Here is a 16,463-nt window from a genome sequence, read left to right as displayed (position 1 = left end):
TGCGGGCCGTGTCACCATGACCGGAAAACAGCGGGCGCGAGCGGGGGGACGCAATGGTTGGCATGAGCGGCATGGACCGTCGGAAAGTCTGGATCAAGCTCATCATGGTGCTCGGGGTGGTGGCTCTGGGGATCATCGGCATCTTCACCGTGGCCAACACCGTGGGTGGTAGCAACAACGTCTGTACCGGGGCCGTCTGCGGCGACGACAACAGGAACAATCAGGTCGTCGTCTCCACGCCGTCGCCGAGCAGGTGAGCGCAGTGAGTATCCGCGCCGCGGCCGGCTGGTTAAGTGCCGGCCTGGTGACGCTCTCGCTCGTCACGGGCTGCAATAACTGCACGGGCTCAGTGTGCGGCAACCAAAACAGCGGCAACGACGTAAAAGAGCAGGCGGCGGACCCGCCCGCAGCGCCAAGGCGGGAAACCCCGCCGACGCCCATATCGGCGATACCGGGCTCTCCCACGAAGGCGGAGTACGTCAAAGCGGCTGACGCGATTTGTCAGAAGTGGACCCGTCAGGCCGACAAGCACACCACTCCCGGGTTCGTGCTGAGCCAGGAGCTCCTCACCACTCTCATGAGCCTTGCCACGGATTTGGCGAATGAGTGGCAGGCCATGACGCCTCCGCCCGGCGATGAGGGCAAGGCCGATGTCTTCATCGAGAAGCAGTACGCGGACGCGGCGGTGCTGAAACGCGTGCGGGACCTCTGGGCGGCCGGGGATACTGACCGGGCGCAAGTGGAGTTGGACCAAGTCGTCAGCGAAGAGCTGCTGGCCGAGCGACGGGCCAGCGCCCGGGCCTATGGTTTCCGCGTCTGCTACTAGCGGCCTGGAGCCGGGCCAGGACGCTGTGTGCATGCGGGCCTGGTTGCTTCGCGGCAGCAGCACGGCACCCGAGACGAACGGCCAGCCGGCACTCGTCCACCAGCCCCGCCGCGATCAGTGTGTGGACGACCTGCGTGCCGACGTGGCCGGCCTTCCGGGCGTGGTCGCGACGACGGCCGCGCTTCTGGCCCGGGAGAAGTCAGGACGGCAGACGAGTCGGGCTGTACGCCGGGGAAGATCACCGCAGCGCTATCACCTGCGACAACACATCAAGAGACCCCCACTGTGGCTACTTTGCTGGCTACGTATGAATGTCTTCTCTATGCGTCAATCCCGTTGCCGACAGGGCGGGTGCGATGCAGCAGCCTGAACGCCTCTCGTAGCTTACGTTCCATCCCCGCCGCGCCGAAGACATCGGGGGCGAGGGAGTAGAGGCAGAATCCGCCTCGGGCCATGATCCATTCGTGCGCTGGATGCCCTACGTACTTCCTGCTCGGGCCACGCTTGATGTGCCCCCTGTGCTGCCCAACCCGCCCACGCACTCCGCGCTCCGATTCCCCCTTGCCGAGGTAGACGATCGACGACTCCCCGAGCGGGTAGGTGATCTTCTCCTCGCCGCCCGACAGGAACACGTAGACGCCCCTCCGCGTCGGGAGTTCGGCCGGCCATTCGTTGAGTAGGTCGAACATGCCGGTGAACGGAGGCCAACCGTTGGCTTCCAGGGCGTCCTTGCTCAGCTGGTGCAGCGTGGCGTCTGGGTGCTTAATCACGCCATGACCGTACGGGCAGGGACTGACAGTCGGGGTTGGGTAGCCAGAGAGGCACCCAGCCGCCCGTCCAACATGTGGACACCATTTGTGACTTACGCCACATCGCTAATGGATCGTGCAGCACGTACAGGAATTCCCCGGCGATGCGTCCGTGGATATGGAAGGCACCAAGCTGTCTTTGCCGCACGATAGGTCGCCCCGACCGAGGTATCGCCCGAACTCAAATCACAGGGGCCGAACACCGACGAATTGACCCCGATCGGGGCCCCGACGGGCGCCGACGGCTTCACCGCGGAGCCTTCTGGGCGGCGATGGCGCCCAGCCCGACTTCCAGCTTGCGGCCGACCCCGGAAGAACAGAGGCCGCCCTTTTCAGGACGGCAAGCGGGCAGAAATGGCTAGACCAGTGGGCGATCGACTAAAGGGGCACTGAGGCCCAGGTGACGTGGCCGCCCTCGTCGCCACCGTACTGGCCGATGTCGTCGGTGAGGCCGCGTACGAGGTACAGGCCGGGCTCCTCGTCCGGGGAGGGCAGAGAACTGCTCATCTCGCCGACGGACACAGTGATGTGCGCCCCGTCGAACGCGACGCGGCCGAGCACGTCCGTGCTGTGTCGGTCCCGGGCGGTGATGTCGACGAGTTCAGCGAGCACCTTGATGGCGCTACCCGCGGCGACTGCGGTGCCGGGCGCGTCCTTGAGCAGCATGGGCAGCGTTCTCCGTGCGAACGCTGTTGCGCGGGCCATGGCGTCGACCGGCTTGGCCTCCGGGCCGATGGTGAAGGTGATGTCGCGGTCCATCGTGAGGTGCTGCCACATCGTCGACGGCAGGGCTTGCAGGCGTCGTTCAGTGGGAGAAAGCGTCACGTTCGTCCATCCCGTCACTAGAGCCGTTGTCGAATACTAGTTCGACAGCTCTTACTGTTGCAGAGCGGGAGCCCCCGCTCACCAGCGCACACACGACCCGAGCGCTGGCCCGTCGAGCAACCTGAGTTAACATCCTAAGCCGATGGTTGACCGACACATCCACCCAGGTCAACTCATATGAATGGAGGAGGAGGCGCCACCGTGACCCATGCCCACGGGACGCAGTCTCCGCCGGAGGGTCCCGATGGGGGCAGCTTCGCGGAGCGTCTTGATTTTTTGTGCACCAACGACCCTCGGGGGCCCTTCACCAACCCGACGGTCGTGAAGATGCTGGAGAAGCAGGGCCTGCCCAGCTTCTCCAACACCTACATGTGGCAGTTGCGCAAGGGACTGGCCGACAACCCGACCAAGAAGCACATGGATGCCCTCGCCGACTTGTTCGGAGTGCCGAAGGACTACTGGTCCAACCGCGCCACGGCGCAGGTCATCAATCGTTTGATCGCTCGCCTCAACGGGTTCAAGGCCAACGGCGCGACGCCGGAGCAGCTGCACCGGCAGCTCGTCAGCTTCACCAGACGGATGAGCGAGGGCGCTGCCCCTGAAGCACTCATCGCGCAGTTGGATGAGTTGGCCCGGATGAACGAGCAGGGAGTGACCGCGAGCACCCTGAAGCGCCTGCAGGATGCCCGGGTGACCAGCATCGCCATGAGGGCGGCCGGGCTGTCCGACGAAGGGCTCTCCGCCGCCGCCGCAATGATCGAACAGGTCCGCCGGCTCGAAGGTCTACCAATCGAGCCCACGGACCAGCCCGACACCGGTCGGGAGCACACCTGACCACCAGCACGAGGAGCGATCTATGAGGCGCCGCCGCTCAGGCCGCACCGGCAAAGCTGAGCCTTCGATATCGGTGGACCCTGTTCTCGACGAGAGCCGCAGCTTCGTTCAGTCTCTGGATCTCCCCCGCGTGTCGAGCGTGCGCGACCTGCGTGGCTACATCGAGAACCTGATCCGTGAGCCCATCGAGATCGCGCCTGGCCGCCCTGCCGACGGGGACACACCCTGCGGCATGGTGGTCAAGAGCGGCGGGGTGCACTACGTCAGGTACGACCCTGACACCAGCCCCGCCCACCAAGATCACATCATCGCCCACGAGTTCGGCCACCTCCTGATGGGCCACAGCGGCAGCCGCGTGGAACCAGCCTCCCAGGACGGCATCATCCTCGGCGACGTCGAGATGGACCTGTGGGCCACCGTCCTCGGCCGGACGAACTACGCCGAGACCATAGAGCGCGAGGCGGAAGCCGTCGGCTCCTTCCTCCAGGCGCACGTCATCACCAGCCGCCCCGCATCACAAAGCGAGTCGGCTGACCGCATCACGCGCACGCTCATGCGGCGCGAAGACTGACCAGACGGAAACAGTGAAAGACATACTCCACCCGCTGTGCCTGATCATCGCGGGTTCCGGCTTCCTGCTGCTACTGCGCGACCTACGCACGGCCTGGCGCACCCCCAAGCAGCGCGACCCTGCACTGGTCGCGCTCGCCTTCACGTACCTCTTCTCCGCGCTGAGCTACGCCATCTCCCTCACCTGGGTGTGGGTGCGCATCGACGGCGTATTCGGCGTGACCAACATCGCCGTGCCCCTGGCGCAAGGCTGCGTCATGCTTGTCTTCGGCCTCCAGGCCAGCGTCCTCGCGTTCTGGACGAAGCCGTTCGAGCAGGCCGCACGCCGCGCGAAGTGGCTGATGGCCGGCGCGACCTCGGTTATCGCGATGATGGCAGTGCTGTTCGCACTGCTGACGCCCGTCTCGCAGCGGCCCACAGACTTCACGCTCTACTACGCACACGACCCGGCGTTCCAGGCGTACCTGCTGCTCTACATGTGCACGTACACGGCTGCTGAGATCTACCTCGCCCGCGTGTGCTGGAAGTACGCCGGAGAGATCGCGGACCCGTGGATCAGCCGCGGCCTGCGCTTGATCGCCGTGGGCGCCGTCGTCACCCTCGGCTACAGCGGCATTCGCCTGTGCGCCATCCTCGGGGCCGAGTTCGGTTTCAGTGTGCGGCCCGCCGAGCCCTACGCCTGGATCTGCGGTGACATCGGCGCGACCCTGACCCAGATCGGCTACTTCATGCCCATCGTGGCCGCGCGCCTGCTGGGCGCCCGCCGGGGCCGCCGTGAGCGCCAGCAGTACCAGCAGCTCGAACGGCTCTGGCAGGCCGTCTCCGCCGCGGAGCCGAGCATCGTGTTCGTCGAGCCTGCCAAGGACTCCCGGGACCGGTCGTTCGATCTGTACCGCCGTGTCGTAGAGATCCGAGACGCCCAGATCGAACTCCGCCCCTACCTCGCCCGCGACGCGCGGGCTCTTGCCGAGACCCGGCGCACCGCTTGGTGGCGTCCCGGGAAGCACCAGGCCGCCGCCGTCACCGCGGACCAGATCAGTGCCGCACTCCTCCAGCGGCAGCGCGGGCCGGTAAGCAACCCGGCTACCTACGCTGACGCGGCCCTGAACACCCCGACCCCGCAGAAGGACCTCCACCACCTCGTCCGCGTCGCCCACTACTTCACGGCGCCGTCGACGAAGCCCGAGGCCGAATGCGCCCCTGGAGTCCGCACGTGAACCGCAGAACCCTCCTCGCCGCAGCCGCCACCACCGTGGCCGCGGCCTCCCTGCCGAAGACGGCCATCGCGGCGCCCGCAGCCGCAGCAACCAAGGACGCCATGAACAGCACCGCCCCGTACCGCTCCACCGCGCGCGCCCAGCTCTCCGCTCTGCGGCGCGGCACCATCACCGCCCGGGACCTCCTGGACCAGGTGCTTGCCCACCACGCCAAGGTCAACCCGGGCCTGAACGCCGTGGTGACTCTCGACGCCGACGCCGCCCGCGCCGCCGCCGATAAGGCAGACGCCTACCTCGCCGAGACCGGCCGCACCCTGGGCCCGCTCCACGGTCTGCCCATCACGGTCAAGGACGCCCTGGAGACCAAGGGCCTACGCACCACGTGCGGCAGCACCAACCTGAGTGACCATGTCCCCAGCGCCGACGCGGACGTTGTCGCGCTGCTCCTCCAGGCCGGGGCCATCGTCATCGGCAAGACGAACGTGCCGACGATGTGCCAGGACATCCAGACGAGCAACCCGATCTTCGGGAAGACGAACAACCCCTTCTCTCCCGACCACACCGCCGGCGGTTCCTCTGGTGGGCCGTCCGTCGCCGTCGCTACCGGCCTCAGCGCCCTGGAGGTCGGCTCGGACCTTGCCGGATCGCTGCGCCTGCCCGCTGCGTACTGCGGGGTGTTCGCCCTGCGTACGTCGCGCGGCGCCTCCCCGATCGTCCCCACCCGCGGGCACATCCCCCGGCCTCCTGGCTGGCTCACGTCCAGCGACATGCTCACCCTCGGCCCGATCGCGCGGGACGCGGATGACCTCGACCTGCTCCTGGACGTCCTTGCCGCACCTGCCCCAGCCGACAACGCCGCGTGGAAGATCGACCTGCCCGCCCCGTCGAAGACCCGTCTCGGTCAGTACCGGGTCGGTCTCTGGGCCGACGACGAGTTCTGCCGCGTGGACGCCGCGACGCGCAGCCTGATGGACCAAGTGGCCGGTGCCCTGCGCACCTCCGGCGCCAGCGTCGACGACTCGACGCGCCCCGTGGAGTTCGAGGCGAGCAACACCCTGTTCGAGCGTCTGATGTACGCCACCTCCGCAGCCTCGGCCACCGATGAGGCGTTTGCCGGAGAGGTGAAGGCAGCCGACTCCGTGGCCGACGATGCGCCGTCCGCTCGCTACCTCAAGAGCCGCACCATGCGACACCGCGACTGGGCACGGGCCGATGAGGACCGGCAGAAGCTGCGTGCGAAGTGGGCCGCTTACTTCGCCGAGCACGATGTGCTGATCACCCCGGCCGCGCCGACCGCCGCCGTCCTCGACCAGACGTCCGTGCCCTCCCAGGACCGGTACATCACCGTGGACGGCGAGAAGCGCAGCTTCTTCGACCAGACGAGCTGGGTCAACCTGGCCTCTCCGGTCGGTCTGCCGGCCGTGGTGATGCCCACCGGGCAGACCCGCGACGGTCTGCCGCTCGCCATCCAGATCATCGGCCCCTACCTGGCCGACCGCACCGTCATCGCTGTGGCCAAGCTGCTGTCCAAGGCACTGCCCACCCCGCCGCAGGCTCCGGCCCTGACGGCCTGACAGACCCGGGCGCGTCCTGCCTTCACGGGGGTGAGGCGAGGCGCGCCCGTACAACGAGAAGGACCCCGGCACACGTGCCGGGGTCCTTCTCATTCTGCGTTCCTGCGGCGTCACGGCCCGGTTGCTCTCCGGGCCGGTGGGCCCCGGCCGGGCGGCCGGGGCGGTCAGGCCGCCAGGTCGAGACGGCCTCGTTCGACGCGCGCCAGGTACTCGCGGGTGGCCTTGCGGCCGACGTAGCCGGACAGTGTTGTGCCGCGCGGTGGGCGACGCAGCTCCCCGTGCTCGGCGTCCAGCGCTCGGGCCCGCTCGATTCTGGGACATGGACAGGCCGTGCTTGAAGTCGGCGCCGACCTTCTTCTCCACGGCCACGAACTCGGCGGCCTTCTTCGGGCGCAGCCGCGCGGCGAGCACCACGTCCGCCTCACACCCGAGGACACAGAAACTGCAGCTCAGACTTTTCCGAACTACCAAGTGCGGTGCCAGCCGCTGCGACATCAACGGCTTCACGTTGTTTGACCAGGGATCAATAGCAACTCGAACTGACACGAACCGGGTCACGAGACACAAGTAGATATCGCCGGAGTATCACCCGTGCCGGAGTACGCTCAGGCAGCCGATCCGGATGAAGGGGTTCCGCAATGTTCTACAGCAGCGGTAACTACGAGGCTTTCGCGCGCCCGCGCAAGCCCGCTGGGGTGGAGGAGAAGACCGCGTGGTTCGTGGGATCGGGATTGTCTGCCATGGCTGCGGCGGCGTTCCTCATCCGCGACGGGCAGATGTCCGGTGGGAAGATCACAATTCTGGAGCGGCTGAAGCTGCCCGGTGGCGCTCTGGACGGCATCAAGGAACCGGAGAGGGGCTTTGTCATCCGTGGCGGCCGGGAGATGGAAGACCACTTCGAGTGCCTGTGGGATCTCTTCCGGTCGATCCCGTCCATCGAGGTGGACGGCGCGAGCGTGCTTGACGAATTTTACTGGCTCAACAAGGACGACCCCAACTACTCGTTGCAGCGCGTCACGGAGAACCAGGGCCAGGACGCCCACACCGAAGGCCTCTTGACGCTGAGCGACAAGGCGCAGAAGGACTTGATCAGAATCTTTCTCGCTACTCGCGAAGAGATGGAGAACAAGCGCATCAACGAGGTCTTCAGCGAAGACTTCCTCAAGAGTAACTTTTGGCTCTTCTGGCGGACCATGTTCGCCTTCGAGGAATGGCACAGTGCGCTGGAGATGAAGCTCTACCTGCATCGCTTCATCCACCACATCGGCGGGCTGGCCGACTTCTCCACGCTGAAGTTCACGAAGTACAACCAGTACGAGTCGCTGGTCCTTCCGTTGCACAAATGGCTGACCGACCAGGGCGTCACGTTCCAGTACGACACCGAAGTCACCGACATCGACTTCCACATCACCGCGGAGCACAAGCAGGCGACCCGAATCCACTGGGTCCGTGAAGGCGCCGTAGGCGCTGTCGCTCTGGGCCCGGACGACCTGGTGATGGTGACGATCGGCTCACTCACCGAAAACTCCGATAACGGCGACCACCACACCCCGGCCAAGCTCGACGAAGGGCCGGCCCCAGCGTGGGACCTCTGGCGGCGTATCGCCGCCAAGGACCCGTCATTCGGCCGCCCCGACGTGTTCGGCGCGCACATCCCGCAGACCAAGTGGGAGTCGGCGACGGTCACCGCGCTCGACGCCCGCATCCCCGCGCACATCCAGCGGATCTGCAAGCGTGACCCGTTCAGCGGGAAAGTTGTCACCGGCGGCATCGTCACCGCGAAGGACTCCAACTGGCTGATGAGCTGGACGGTCAACCGGCAGCCACACTTCAAACAGCAGCCCAAAGACCAGATCGTAGTCTGGCTCTACTCGCTGTTCGGAGAGGTCCCCGGCGACTACGTGGACAAGCCGATGCAGTACTGCACAGGCGAGGAAATCACACAGGAATGGCTGTACCACCTGGGTGTTCCGGTTGCCGACATCCCGGAACTCGCTGCGAACGGGGCCAAGTGCGTGCCGGTCATGATGCCTTATGTCACCTCGTTCTTCATGCCCCGCCAGGCCGGCGACCGGCCCGACATCGTGCCACACGGGGCGCTCAACTTCGCCTTCATCGGCCAATTCGCCGAGACACCGACCCGCGACTGCGTCTTCACCACCGAATATTCGGTGCGCACCGCCATGGAAGCCGTCTACCAACTTCTCGCCATCGAACGCGGCGTGCCGGAGGTGTTCAACTCGACCTACGACATCCGCACACTGCTCGCCTCGACAAACCGCCTGCGCGACGGACAGCAACTCGGCCTACCCGGCCCAGCGCTCCTACGCAAACACCTGCTCAAGAAGGTGAGTTCCACCCAAATCGGCGAACTTCTACGAGAATTCCACCTGATCCCCGACTGAGATTGCTCTTCGTCTTCGGGCTTTGAACAGGACCCACCACGCGCCCCCTGCGCGAGCTCACCCGGCCTTGTCCATGTGGACCTGGGCCCGGCAGGTGTTGGCGCCGCCCTTGCAGCAGGTGGCCAGGGCGGGCACCGCCAGGGCCAGGGGTATGGCGGTCGCGGCCCGCAGGCCGCGGCTGTGGCTCGTCATGATCAGGACTCCTGGGAAGTCGGAGGATGCCTCGTCCCGACAGGGACGCCGCTCTACCAGATCCTCAAGATCCAGTGAGCTTTTTCAGTGTGGCCGCCGATCGGGTGACGGGGTCGGTGCCCGCAGCGCATGAGGCTCCCGTGCCGTTGAGGGAGGTGTTCGAAGTCTCAACCCACCGGTACAGGAGCCTCGTTGGTTCCCTATCCTGCCGCACTCGGCCTGCCTCGTGCCGTGGTCGAGTGGGTCACCATGCTCATCGTCACCCGCGAGGGTGACCGCCGCTGCAAGCTGCCCCCGCACCAACGCGCGCTGGTCGCCCTGGTGTACCTCCGCAAGCACGACACCCTCACCCAGATCGCCGCCGGCTTCGGCATCTCGGTGGGCACCGCCCACGCCTACACCACTGCGGTCGTCGACCTGCTCGCCGACCGCGCACCGGGCCTGCTCAAAGTCCTGCGCGAGAACGATCCGGACTACGTCCTGCTCGACGGAACCCTCGCGGAGTGCGACCGCCTGGGCGACGGCCGGGCCGACTACTCCGCCAAGCACCGACGCCACGGGGTGAACGTGCAGGTCGTGACCGACCCAACCGGCGACGTCCTGTGGATCTCACCGGCCCTGCCGGGCCGCTGCCACGACCTGACCGCGGCACGCACCCACCGGATCGTCCGGATGCGGAGGTACACCAGGGCGACCAACGCGCGTTGGTGCGGGGGCAGCTTGCAGCGGCGGTCACCCTCGCGGGTGACGATGAGCATGGTGACCCACTCGACCACGGCATGAGGCAGGCCGAGTGCGGCAGGATAGGGAACCAACGAGGCTCCTGTGCCGGGGGGTTGAGACTTCGAACACCTCCCTCAATGGCACGGGAGCCTCGTGCGTTGCGGGCACCGACCCCGTCACCCGATCGGCGGCCACACTGAAAAAGCTCACCGTGTCCGGGGTTCTGTCGCCGCCCTCCCGGTTCCTGCTGGCGAGCGTGGGGTTCGGCATCAGCGGCGGCGCGGCCGCGAGGTGGATATTTATTGTCGAACTCATCCCCTTTGTTGAGGTTGCAGCGCGGCCGCATCTTCCGCAATGCGGAAAGGGTATTCCGTAAACGAAGGATCACGGATAGTGTTTACCTCGGAGTAGGGGCAGCGCTGCTGCGTTCCGCAGTCATGGCCTCTATGCACCGGCATATGCAAGCAACTCAACGCATCCGACCGCGGTTCGGCCGTGCAGGCCCTGGCACTGGCTCGTGCCCCACGGGACGGCCTCGCAGAGAAGGGGCGCAGAGGTGACGAGTTCACCACGCCAGGCCAGGTCGGTCCTTCGACCACGTGTGGCGTACCAGGGAAGCGACGAACAGCTGGCTACAGAACAGAGAGTGCAGCTCACCGCGCTGGCGCCGGGTGAGTGGATCGTCAGGGGTCCGGATCTCACCCCTGTCACCGTTCTCCAGGAGGGGCCAGAAGTGCGGGTGGTCTTCACGACGGCCACCCCGCGGCATGCGGACGCCCGGCCCGGCCTTGTCCGGCACGTCAGCAGCGACGAGAGTGTGCTGCTCGTCGATCTGTGGGCCTACACGGTGCAGGTGGACGGAGAGCGGATCACGCTGCCGCACCTGGAGTTCGACCTGCTGGCCCACCTGGTCCAGCACCCTGGCCGCGTCTACTCCAGGGAACACTTGATCCGGCTCCTGTGGCCGACGCAACCGGCATCGCGGCGGACCGTAGACGTGCACATCTCGCGTCTGCGCGGCAGGCTCGGCCCCGCTTGGCGCAGCTCCATCACCACTATCGTCGGAGCGGGATATAAGTACGACCCCAACTTCCGTGCCCCGCACAAATCATCTGTGCCGCCTCCATACACCACTGAGAGACTCTGACGCGTAAATAACTACAGGTAGGGGGAGTTTCGGGCAGGACTGTGGGCCCGGTCGTGGCCTTGCCCGCCGGGTTCCTCTCCGTCTGTTCACCCGGCGGTCTCCAGGGGGCGAGGGTGACGCGGTAGCCGAGTTCGTTAAGCCGGGACACGGCTCGGCGGGCGGCTCGTTCGGGATCCCGCTGGGTGAAGTAGCTGCCGCCGAGTTCGTGGTAGGGCACGCCGTCGCTGAGCATGTGCCAGACCGCGGTGATGATCGAGTGCTCGACGGCGATCAATGCCTTCATCGGGCCCCGGCGGGCGGTCAGCCGTTTGTAGCGCGCCTGCAGGTAGCTGCCCTTGGTGCGGGCCGCGCCGAACGCGGCCATCCCCAGCGCCCCCTTCAAGTACGGGTTGCCCGGACGTACCCGCGTACTCTTGACCCGGCCGGCCGACTCGTGGTGCCCCGGACACAGTCCGGCCCAGGAAGCCAGGTGCCTGGCCGAGGGGAACCGGGCCATGCCAGCGCCGGTCTCGGCCACGATCACCTCGGCCACCGCCTGGTTCACCCCGGGGATCGTGTCCAGCAGCTCCAGCGCCCGGCGGAAAGGGGCCATCGCCTCCTCGATCCGCGCCGTCAACAGGTTGATCGAGCCGGACAGCTGGTCGTACTGGTCGAGGTAGATGCGGGTCAGGAACGCGTGGTGCTTGCGGAATCGGCCGGTCAGTGCCTGGCCCAGCTCAGGGATCTTGCTGCGCATGCGGCGCTTGGCCAACTCGGCCAGGACATGCGGGTCGCGCTCACCCGCGCTCAGGGCCTCGAGCATTGCCCGGCCGGAGACCCCCATGAGGTCGGAGACGACGGCGGACAGCTTGATGCCGGCGTCCTCCAGCAGCTTCTCCAGGCGCTGCACGACCTGGGCGCGTTCGCGGGTGAGCTGGGTGCGGGCCCGGGTCAGGTCCCGTAGCTCGCGCACCGGCGGCGGAGGGACGAAGGAGGCCCGCACCAGTCCGTGGGAACCGAGTTGGGCCAGCCACGCCGCGTCGGATACGTCGGTCTTGCGGCCGGGCAGGTTCTTCACCTGCCGGGCGTTGACCAGGATGACGTTCAGCTCCTCGGCCAGCAGGTAGTAGAAGGGCTTCCAGTAGTCGCCGGTCGCCTCCATCACTACCAGGGTGGCGCCCGCGTCGAGGAGGTGTTCGCGCAGGTCCAGGATGGCGTTCGTGGTCGCCCCGAAAGTCGTGGTCTGGTTGGTGAACGTGCCCTTGCGGCGCGGGCTGGGGGTGCGCACGCACACCTTGGCGTCCCGCTTGCTGATGTCGATGCCTGCGCAGCGCTCGTGCAGGACGTCCATGGTCGCGACTCCGTTTCTGTCCGGTTCTCGCTTCGCGGTGCCGTTCCGGGAGGGCCAAGGCAGTACGGAGAATCTGACGCGCGTGCTCATGGCAACACTCCACGGTTCCCGTGGACGGCCCTCAGTACCATGCTGTCGTGCGAGCTCAAGGGCATCACAGAGTCATCGGTCTCGTCCGGAACGAACGGTTCCACTGTCCCGGTCCGGCCAAGGCCGTGGCAGAGCGGATGGGACCGCGCACGGAGCACGACGGCGCATTTACTGTGCCCACGGCGCACGGCGAAGCCGCGCTGAGTTGCTGTCGGGGATCTTGTAGTTGTCGAGGTCAGTCGCTGGCGGTCCGCCAGGACTTCGGCCGGGGGATCCCGTGTTGGTCCAGGAAGTCCTGGAGAGCAGTTGGTGGCCGGGGCGGGGATGCTTTTCCTGTCGGCGACACAGCGCTGAGGCGCTCGATGTTGACGGCGATGGCCGTGAGCACGTGCTGGAGGTGGGCCTTCTGCTGTCCTCGGTAGCGGCAGCGGCGCATACCGTGGCCGTGGGCGAACTCGTTGACGGTGCCCTCGACTCCGGAGCGGACCGCGTAGCGGGCCTTCCACTGGGGCGTCTGCTGCTCGGTGCGGACGCGGACTTGCAGGTCGCGGAGTTCTCTCGGGGGAAAGCCCACGTTCCGGGCGCTTTCGCTGGAGCTGGTGCACTGGGTGCGGGCCGGACACGGTTGGCACTGGCCCTTGGTGAACCGGGCCACGATCAGCGGGGCTGCGGTGGGTGAGGACGTCGGATAAGGGCCGTGCCAACCGCGGCTGACCTGACCTTGAGGGCAGGTCACTTGGCGGCGGTCGAAGTCGATGTGGAAGTCGTCCCGGCCGAAGCCTTCGTTCTGGCGGTGCTGGCGGGTGGGGTTGCCCGGAAGCGGTCCGGTGACCGTGACCTGGTGCTTTCGGGCGGCCTGTTCCAGATGGACCAGGGAGGTGTAGCCGCCGTCGACGAGGTGCTCGGCGGGCAGCAGGCCACGGCGCCCCAGCCGAGCGTGGATGCCGGGCAGGGCCTGGGCGTCGTAGGTGGTGGCCGCGGTGGTGGCGACATCCGTGATCACGTTCACGCCGTCGGTCGCGCATGTCTGAGATGCGCGAGAAACCCCGTCCACCGGGTGACCTGCCCCCGGCGGGCATAGCGAGCCGTCGGATCGTAGGGCGAGACGATCGCCTGGGAGGAGGGCGGCAGACCGCCGTCTTCGGCGGTGCGCCAGCGCAGGCGGCCTGCCGCGTCACGGTAGTAGTTCTGCACCACGATCAGCCGCAGGGCCTGGGCCCGGGGGCCGAACGCGCGCTCTGCCCCGTGCTGTTGGAGGCGCTCCAGCAGCCGGAAGGCGTCATTGCCGGTGGCGAGGATCCTGGTCATGGGCCGGGTGGGGTTCTTGCCCAAGCGGACCGGGCGTCCGTAGCGGCGTCCCCACTCCTCGTCGACCAGATCGGTCAGCAGGTGAGGGGTGGTGCCGGCGAGCTCTTCCAGCGCGGCCCGCACCGCCTCGGTGATCAGCTCCAGCCGGGTCAGGTCGCGCACTGCGGCCAGTACGTGGGTGGAATCGGTGCGCTGCGTGGTGCGTTCGCGTACCAGCCCGGCGTCCTTGAGCCGGGCCAGGGCGAGGTCGAGCAGGCGGTCAGCGCGATCACCCTCGGTGAGACGCTCGCGGAAGTCGGCCAGGACACTGTGGTGGAAGCCGGGATCGTCCAGCTCCAGGGCCATGGCGTATTTGAAGTCGATGCGGCAGCGCACCGCCTCGGCGGCCTGTCGGTCGGACGGATCGAGCAGGAACTGCAGCACGCAGACGGTGGCGAGCTGGGCGGGCGAGAGGCCGGGGCGCCCGTCGCGCGGGTACCAGTCGGCGAAGTCCTGGTCGCACCACAGCCCGTCCAGCCGGTCTCTCACCCACATCGCCGTCGTACCGCCCGGGTTGCTCGCCCGCGCGATCTGCGCAGTCAGAGACGGGACTTGCTCACCGGAACGGGGACGGACGGACAACGGGCACCTCGACAACGGCAGCGGCCTTCGGAACAGCCCCGAGCCTGCCCGTTGATCACGCTGCCGCATGGGGAAACTCCAAGATTCCCGACAGCAACTCAGCGCGGCTTCGCCGTGCGCCGTGGGCACAGTAAATGCGCCGTCGTGCTCCGTGCGCGGTCCCATCCGCTCTGCCACGGCCTTGGCCGGACCGGGACAGTGGAACTGTTCGTTCCGGACGAGACCGATGACTCTGTGATGCCCTTGAGCTCGCACGACAGCATGGTACTGAGGGCCGTCCACGGGAACCGTGGAGTGTTGCCATGAGCACGCGCGTCAGATTCTCCGTACCCCAAAAGGACAAGGGTGCGGCTCGGTTTGAGGGACGGTGATCGTGAGGAGTTTCGCGTTCCGAAGGATCGGTAAGTCCTTGGGGGGTGCGGGGTTTGAGCTCGACGCGGTTGCGTCGGTGGTATCGCCGGGAGGGACGCGTGGGGCAGGAGCTGCTGGCGCTGCTGAAGCAGCACGAGGGGGCGGCCCGGCTGCGGGTGGAAGGGCTGCGAGCCGAGCTGGCCGTGCTGAACGAGCGGATCGCTGCCGGAGAGGAGGAGTTGTCCGATCTGGTGGTTACCCGGGCGACTCTCGCCCGCGTGGTCGCCGAACGCGGCGCTGGTGAAGCGGAGTTCGAGAAGGGATCCGCGCGAGATGCGGATCCGGACGATCTGTCGGGTTCTTTGCCGCCGGTCGTGCGTGTCGCGGCAGCGGCAGGGGCCCGAGACCACCATGGTGGTCCTCGACGTGCCCGGCCTGCTCGCCGACCACCTGCGAGCCACCCGGGACGCTGCCGTCCGCGAAGCACTGCATTGCGGCCGGATCATTCGCCGCGGACAGGGCCATTCGGTGCGTGTCACCGCCCTGCTCGCGCTGCACCAAGCCGCCCTGAAGCAGTGCGCCGCCCTCGCGACAGCTCCACCCGGCTGGGCGTAGGCATACCGCACCTACGCCGACCGGATCGCCGCGGCACGCGGTTGTCCTGGCGGGGTGCCGAGTACGCGGCGGTCGCTTCGCGGGTGGGTGGCTGCCCGGGACCGGGTGGGCGGGTTGCGGGCGCACTCTGGGCCGGGCTCGTCGAGATGGGGTGTCGGGCTGTGCCGGCACAGTCATGCTCTGTTCGCCCGGGTCCCATCGGACCTTCGGCCACCGTGGTCCGATCAGAACGCGCTTGCGTCCACTGAAGACGGACACGCCGTTCCCCAGAGCTTGTGAGCTTGTGATCAGATGCCTCAAGCCTCGCAGGGAACGGCGTGTTTCACGCATCAGGCCAGGTCAGAGCCCACTGGACCGAAAGCCCCCTCCGACGCACCCGCACCAGCCGCCTCGAACGCCTCGCCTACCAACTCACCGCGTGACCCCCACGAATTGCGCAGCAGAGTCACCAGCGGCCTCAAAACTCACCTACAAAGCCAGAACTGCCGGTGCCGGACGGTGAGGACCTGCCGATCCGTGCCATCCGGCTGACCGCGGAGAGCACGGCCGGACGCCGCAACCGGATCGGCACCCTGCTGGCGGAGCAGATCCCGCGCAAGCACCGCCGTGACTGCGAGGACGACGACGGCGACGAGGAGCGGCCCGAGTCGGACTGAGGTCTGCGGCAGGTCTCCGGCCGACGGCGCATCCGTGCGGCGGCGCGGCACGAGCGGGCCGATCCTTGCAGCAACCGCCTCCCCGGCCCGGGTCCGGAGAGGATGGGACTCCACCCGCTGAGGACCCACTCCTTGAGGAGACTGCGATGAACGCCTTGCCCGCCGGGACCGACGCCGCCCACCGCCAGGCGGGGCTGCGTGAGTCCGCAGCGCTGCTCCAGCCCGAGTTGGCCGGCCTGCGCAGGTCCCTGCACCAGGAGCCGGAGATCGGGCTCGACCTGCCGCTGACCCGGGCGAAGGTGCTGGCCGCGCTGGACGGGCTGCCGTTGGAGATCACCCTGGGCAAGCGGCTCAGTTCGGTCACCGCAGT

16 protein-coding genes and 4 pseudogenes are annotated in these 16,463 nt (G+C 67.4%); 12 read left to right on the top strand and 8 right to left on the bottom strand.

Annotated features, from left to right (window positions below; genetic code table 11):
• Window positions 1–71: 71 nt before the first annotated feature.
• Entirely contained in the window at window positions 72–257 is a 186-nt protein-coding gene (locus tag J7E89_RS27010; protein ID WP_214977049.1) for a hypothetical protein, read from the top strand.
• Window positions 258–262: 5 nt separating this feature from the next.
• Window positions 263–826 carry a hypothetical protein gene (locus tag J7E89_RS27005; protein WP_214977048.1) on the top strand — a complete coding sequence of 188 codons (564 nt, stop codon included), beginning with the start codon at window positions 263–265 and terminating at the stop codon, window positions 824–826.
• A 320-nt stretch (window positions 827–1,146) separates the two neighbouring features.
• On the opposite strand, the gene J7E89_RS27000 is transcribed toward J7E89_RS27005, so the two are convergent.
• On the bottom strand, window positions 1,147–1,596 hold the full coding sequence (locus J7E89_RS27000; protein ID WP_214977047.1) for a hypothetical protein: 450 nt from the start codon (window positions 1,594–1,596) through the stop codon (window positions 1,147–1,149).
• A gap of 417 nt (window positions 1,597–2,013) precedes the next feature.
• Window positions 2,014–2,460, bottom strand: coding sequence for a hypothetical protein (locus J7E89_RS26995; protein ID WP_214977046.1), 447 nt, complete (start codon window positions 2,458–2,460; stop codon window positions 2,014–2,016).
• 201 nt (window positions 2,461–2,661) lie between these two features.
• On the opposite strand from J7E89_RS26995, the gene J7E89_RS26990 reads away from it, so the two are divergent.
• The 5 genes from J7E89_RS26990 (at window position 2,662) to J7E89_RS26970 (ending at window position 9,060) form a co-directional block, all read left to right on the top strand.
• Entirely contained in the window at window positions 2,662–3,294 is a 633-nt protein-coding gene (locus J7E89_RS26990) for a hypothetical protein (RefSeq protein ID WP_214977045.1), read from the top strand.
• A 130-nt stretch (window positions 3,295–3,424) separates the two neighbouring features.
• A complete protein-coding gene (locus J7E89_RS26985) occupies window positions 3,425–3,865 on the top strand; it encodes an ImmA/IrrE family metallo-endopeptidase (RefSeq protein ID WP_214977044.1) in 441 nt (146 codons plus the stop codon).
• Between the two features lie 13 nt (window positions 3,866–3,878).
• Window positions 3,879–5,081, top strand: a complete 1,203-nt coding sequence (locus J7E89_RS26980) for an MAB_1171c family putative transporter (RefSeq protein WP_214977043.1) — start codon at window positions 3,879–3,881, stop codon at window positions 5,079–5,081.
• The gene (locus J7E89_RS26975; RefSeq protein WP_308315616.1) at window positions 5,078–6,655 is read left to right on the top strand and encodes an amidase family protein; all 1,578 of its coding nucleotides are present in this window, start codon (window positions 5,078–5,080) and stop codon (window positions 6,653–6,655) included. Before J7E89_RS26980 ends, J7E89_RS26975 begins: the two co-directional genes overlap by 4 nt.
• 638 nt (window positions 6,656–7,293) lie before the next feature.
• Window positions 7,294–9,060: an oleate hydratase gene (locus J7E89_RS26970; protein ID WP_214977041.1), complete on the top strand. Its 1,767-nt coding sequence runs from the start codon at window positions 7,294–7,296 to the stop codon at window positions 9,058–9,060.
• 57 nt (window positions 9,061–9,117) lie between these two features.
• Here J7E89_RS26970 and J7E89_RS41900 read toward each other — a convergent pair whose 3' ends face one another.
• The gene (locus J7E89_RS41900) at window positions 9,118–9,252 is read right to left on the bottom strand and encodes a hypothetical protein (RefSeq protein ID WP_285439292.1); all 135 of its coding nucleotides are present in this window, start codon (window positions 9,250–9,252) and stop codon (window positions 9,118–9,120) included.
• Window positions 9,253–9,444: 192 nt separating this feature from the next.
• On the opposite strand from J7E89_RS41900, the pseudogene J7E89_RS26965 reads away from it, so the two are divergent.
• Window positions 9,445–9,927, top strand: a pseudogene (locus J7E89_RS26965) (transposase family protein); the annotation flags it as partial.
• Here the strand turns inward: J7E89_RS26965 and J7E89_RS26960 are convergent.
• Both J7E89_RS26960 and J7E89_RS41150 read right to left on the bottom strand, forming a co-directional pair.
• Window positions 9,927–10,067, bottom strand: a pseudogene (locus J7E89_RS26960) (IS5/IS1182 family transposase); the annotation flags it as partial. The pseudogenes J7E89_RS26965 and J7E89_RS26960 overlap by 1 nt on opposite strands.
• 473 nt (window positions 10,068–10,540) lie before the next feature.
• Window positions 10,541–10,921, bottom strand: coding sequence for a hypothetical protein (locus tag J7E89_RS41150; RefSeq protein WP_251061142.1), 381 nt, complete (start codon window positions 10,919–10,921; stop codon window positions 10,541–10,543).
• On the opposite strand from J7E89_RS41150, the gene J7E89_RS42460 reads away from it, so the two are divergent.
• The gene (locus tag J7E89_RS42460; RefSeq protein WP_374196893.1) at window positions 10,823–11,122 is read left to right on the top strand and encodes a helix-turn-helix domain-containing protein; all 300 of its coding nucleotides are present in this window, start codon (window positions 10,823–10,825) and stop codon (window positions 11,120–11,122) included. The two genes, J7E89_RS41150 and J7E89_RS42460, sit on opposite strands and share 99 nt — an antisense overlap.
• Before the next feature lie 88 nt (window positions 11,123–11,210).
• On the opposite strand, the pseudogene J7E89_RS26950 reads toward J7E89_RS42460, so the two are convergent.
• The 3 genes and pseudogenes from J7E89_RS26950 to J7E89_RS41140 form a co-directional block, all read right to left on the bottom strand.
• Window positions 11,211–12,452: pseudogene (locus J7E89_RS26950) on the bottom strand (IS110 family transposase); the annotation flags it as partial.
• Window positions 12,453–12,777: 325 nt separating this feature from the next.
• The gene (locus J7E89_RS41145; RefSeq protein WP_308315615.1) at window positions 12,778–13,545 is read right to left on the bottom strand and encodes a transposase; all 768 of its coding nucleotides are present in this window, start codon (window positions 13,543–13,545) and stop codon (window positions 12,778–12,780) included.
• 2 nt (window positions 13,546–13,547) lie between these two features.
• The gene (locus J7E89_RS41140) at window positions 13,548–14,471 is read right to left on the bottom strand and encodes a transposase (RefSeq protein ID WP_251061141.1); all 924 of its coding nucleotides are present in this window, start codon (window positions 14,469–14,471) and stop codon (window positions 13,548–13,550) included.
• 762 nt (window positions 14,472–15,233) lie between these two features.
• Here J7E89_RS41140 and J7E89_RS26940 point away from each other — a divergent pair.
• From J7E89_RS26940 to J7E89_RS26930, 3 genes and pseudogenes are all read left to right on the top strand, one after another.
• Complete coding sequence (locus J7E89_RS26940; RefSeq protein ID WP_214977039.1) at window positions 15,234–15,437, top strand: hypothetical protein; 204 nt, start codon at window positions 15,234–15,236, stop codon at window positions 15,435–15,437.
• Between the two features lie 488 nt (window positions 15,438–15,925).
• On the top strand, window positions 15,926–16,093 hold the full coding sequence (locus J7E89_RS26935; RefSeq protein ID WP_214977038.1) for a hypothetical protein: 168 nt from the start codon (window positions 15,926–15,928) through the stop codon (window positions 16,091–16,093).
• Between the two features lie 146 nt (window positions 16,094–16,239).
• Window positions 16,240–16,463 (top strand): annotated as a pseudogene (locus tag J7E89_RS26930) (amidohydrolase); the annotation flags it as partial.

It is taken from the genome of Streptomyces sp. ISL-100, from assembly GCF_018614615.1.
Lineage (GTDB): Bacteria > Actinomycetota > Actinomycetes > Streptomycetales > Streptomycetaceae > Streptomyces.
The sequence above is the reverse complement of the archived record's forward strand: the minus strand, read 5'-3'. Positions and strand labels throughout refer to the sequence as shown.

Coding starts and splice junctions, on each gene's coding strand:
- J7E89_RS41900 (WP_285439292.1), bottom strand. CDS start 9,252: ATGACGAGCCACAGCCGCGGCCTGCGGGCCGCGACCGCCATACCCCTG.
- J7E89_RS26970 (WP_214977041.1), top strand. CDS start 7,294: ATGTTCTACAGCAGCGGTAACTACGAGGCTTTCGCGCGCCCGCGCAAG.
- J7E89_RS26940 (WP_214977039.1), top strand. CDS start 15,234: ATGGTGGTCCTCGACGTGCCCGGCCTGCTCGCCGACCACCTGCGAGCC.
- J7E89_RS27010 (WP_214977049.1), top strand. CDS start 72: ATGGACCGTCGGAAAGTCTGGATCAAGCTCATCATGGTGCTCGGGGTG.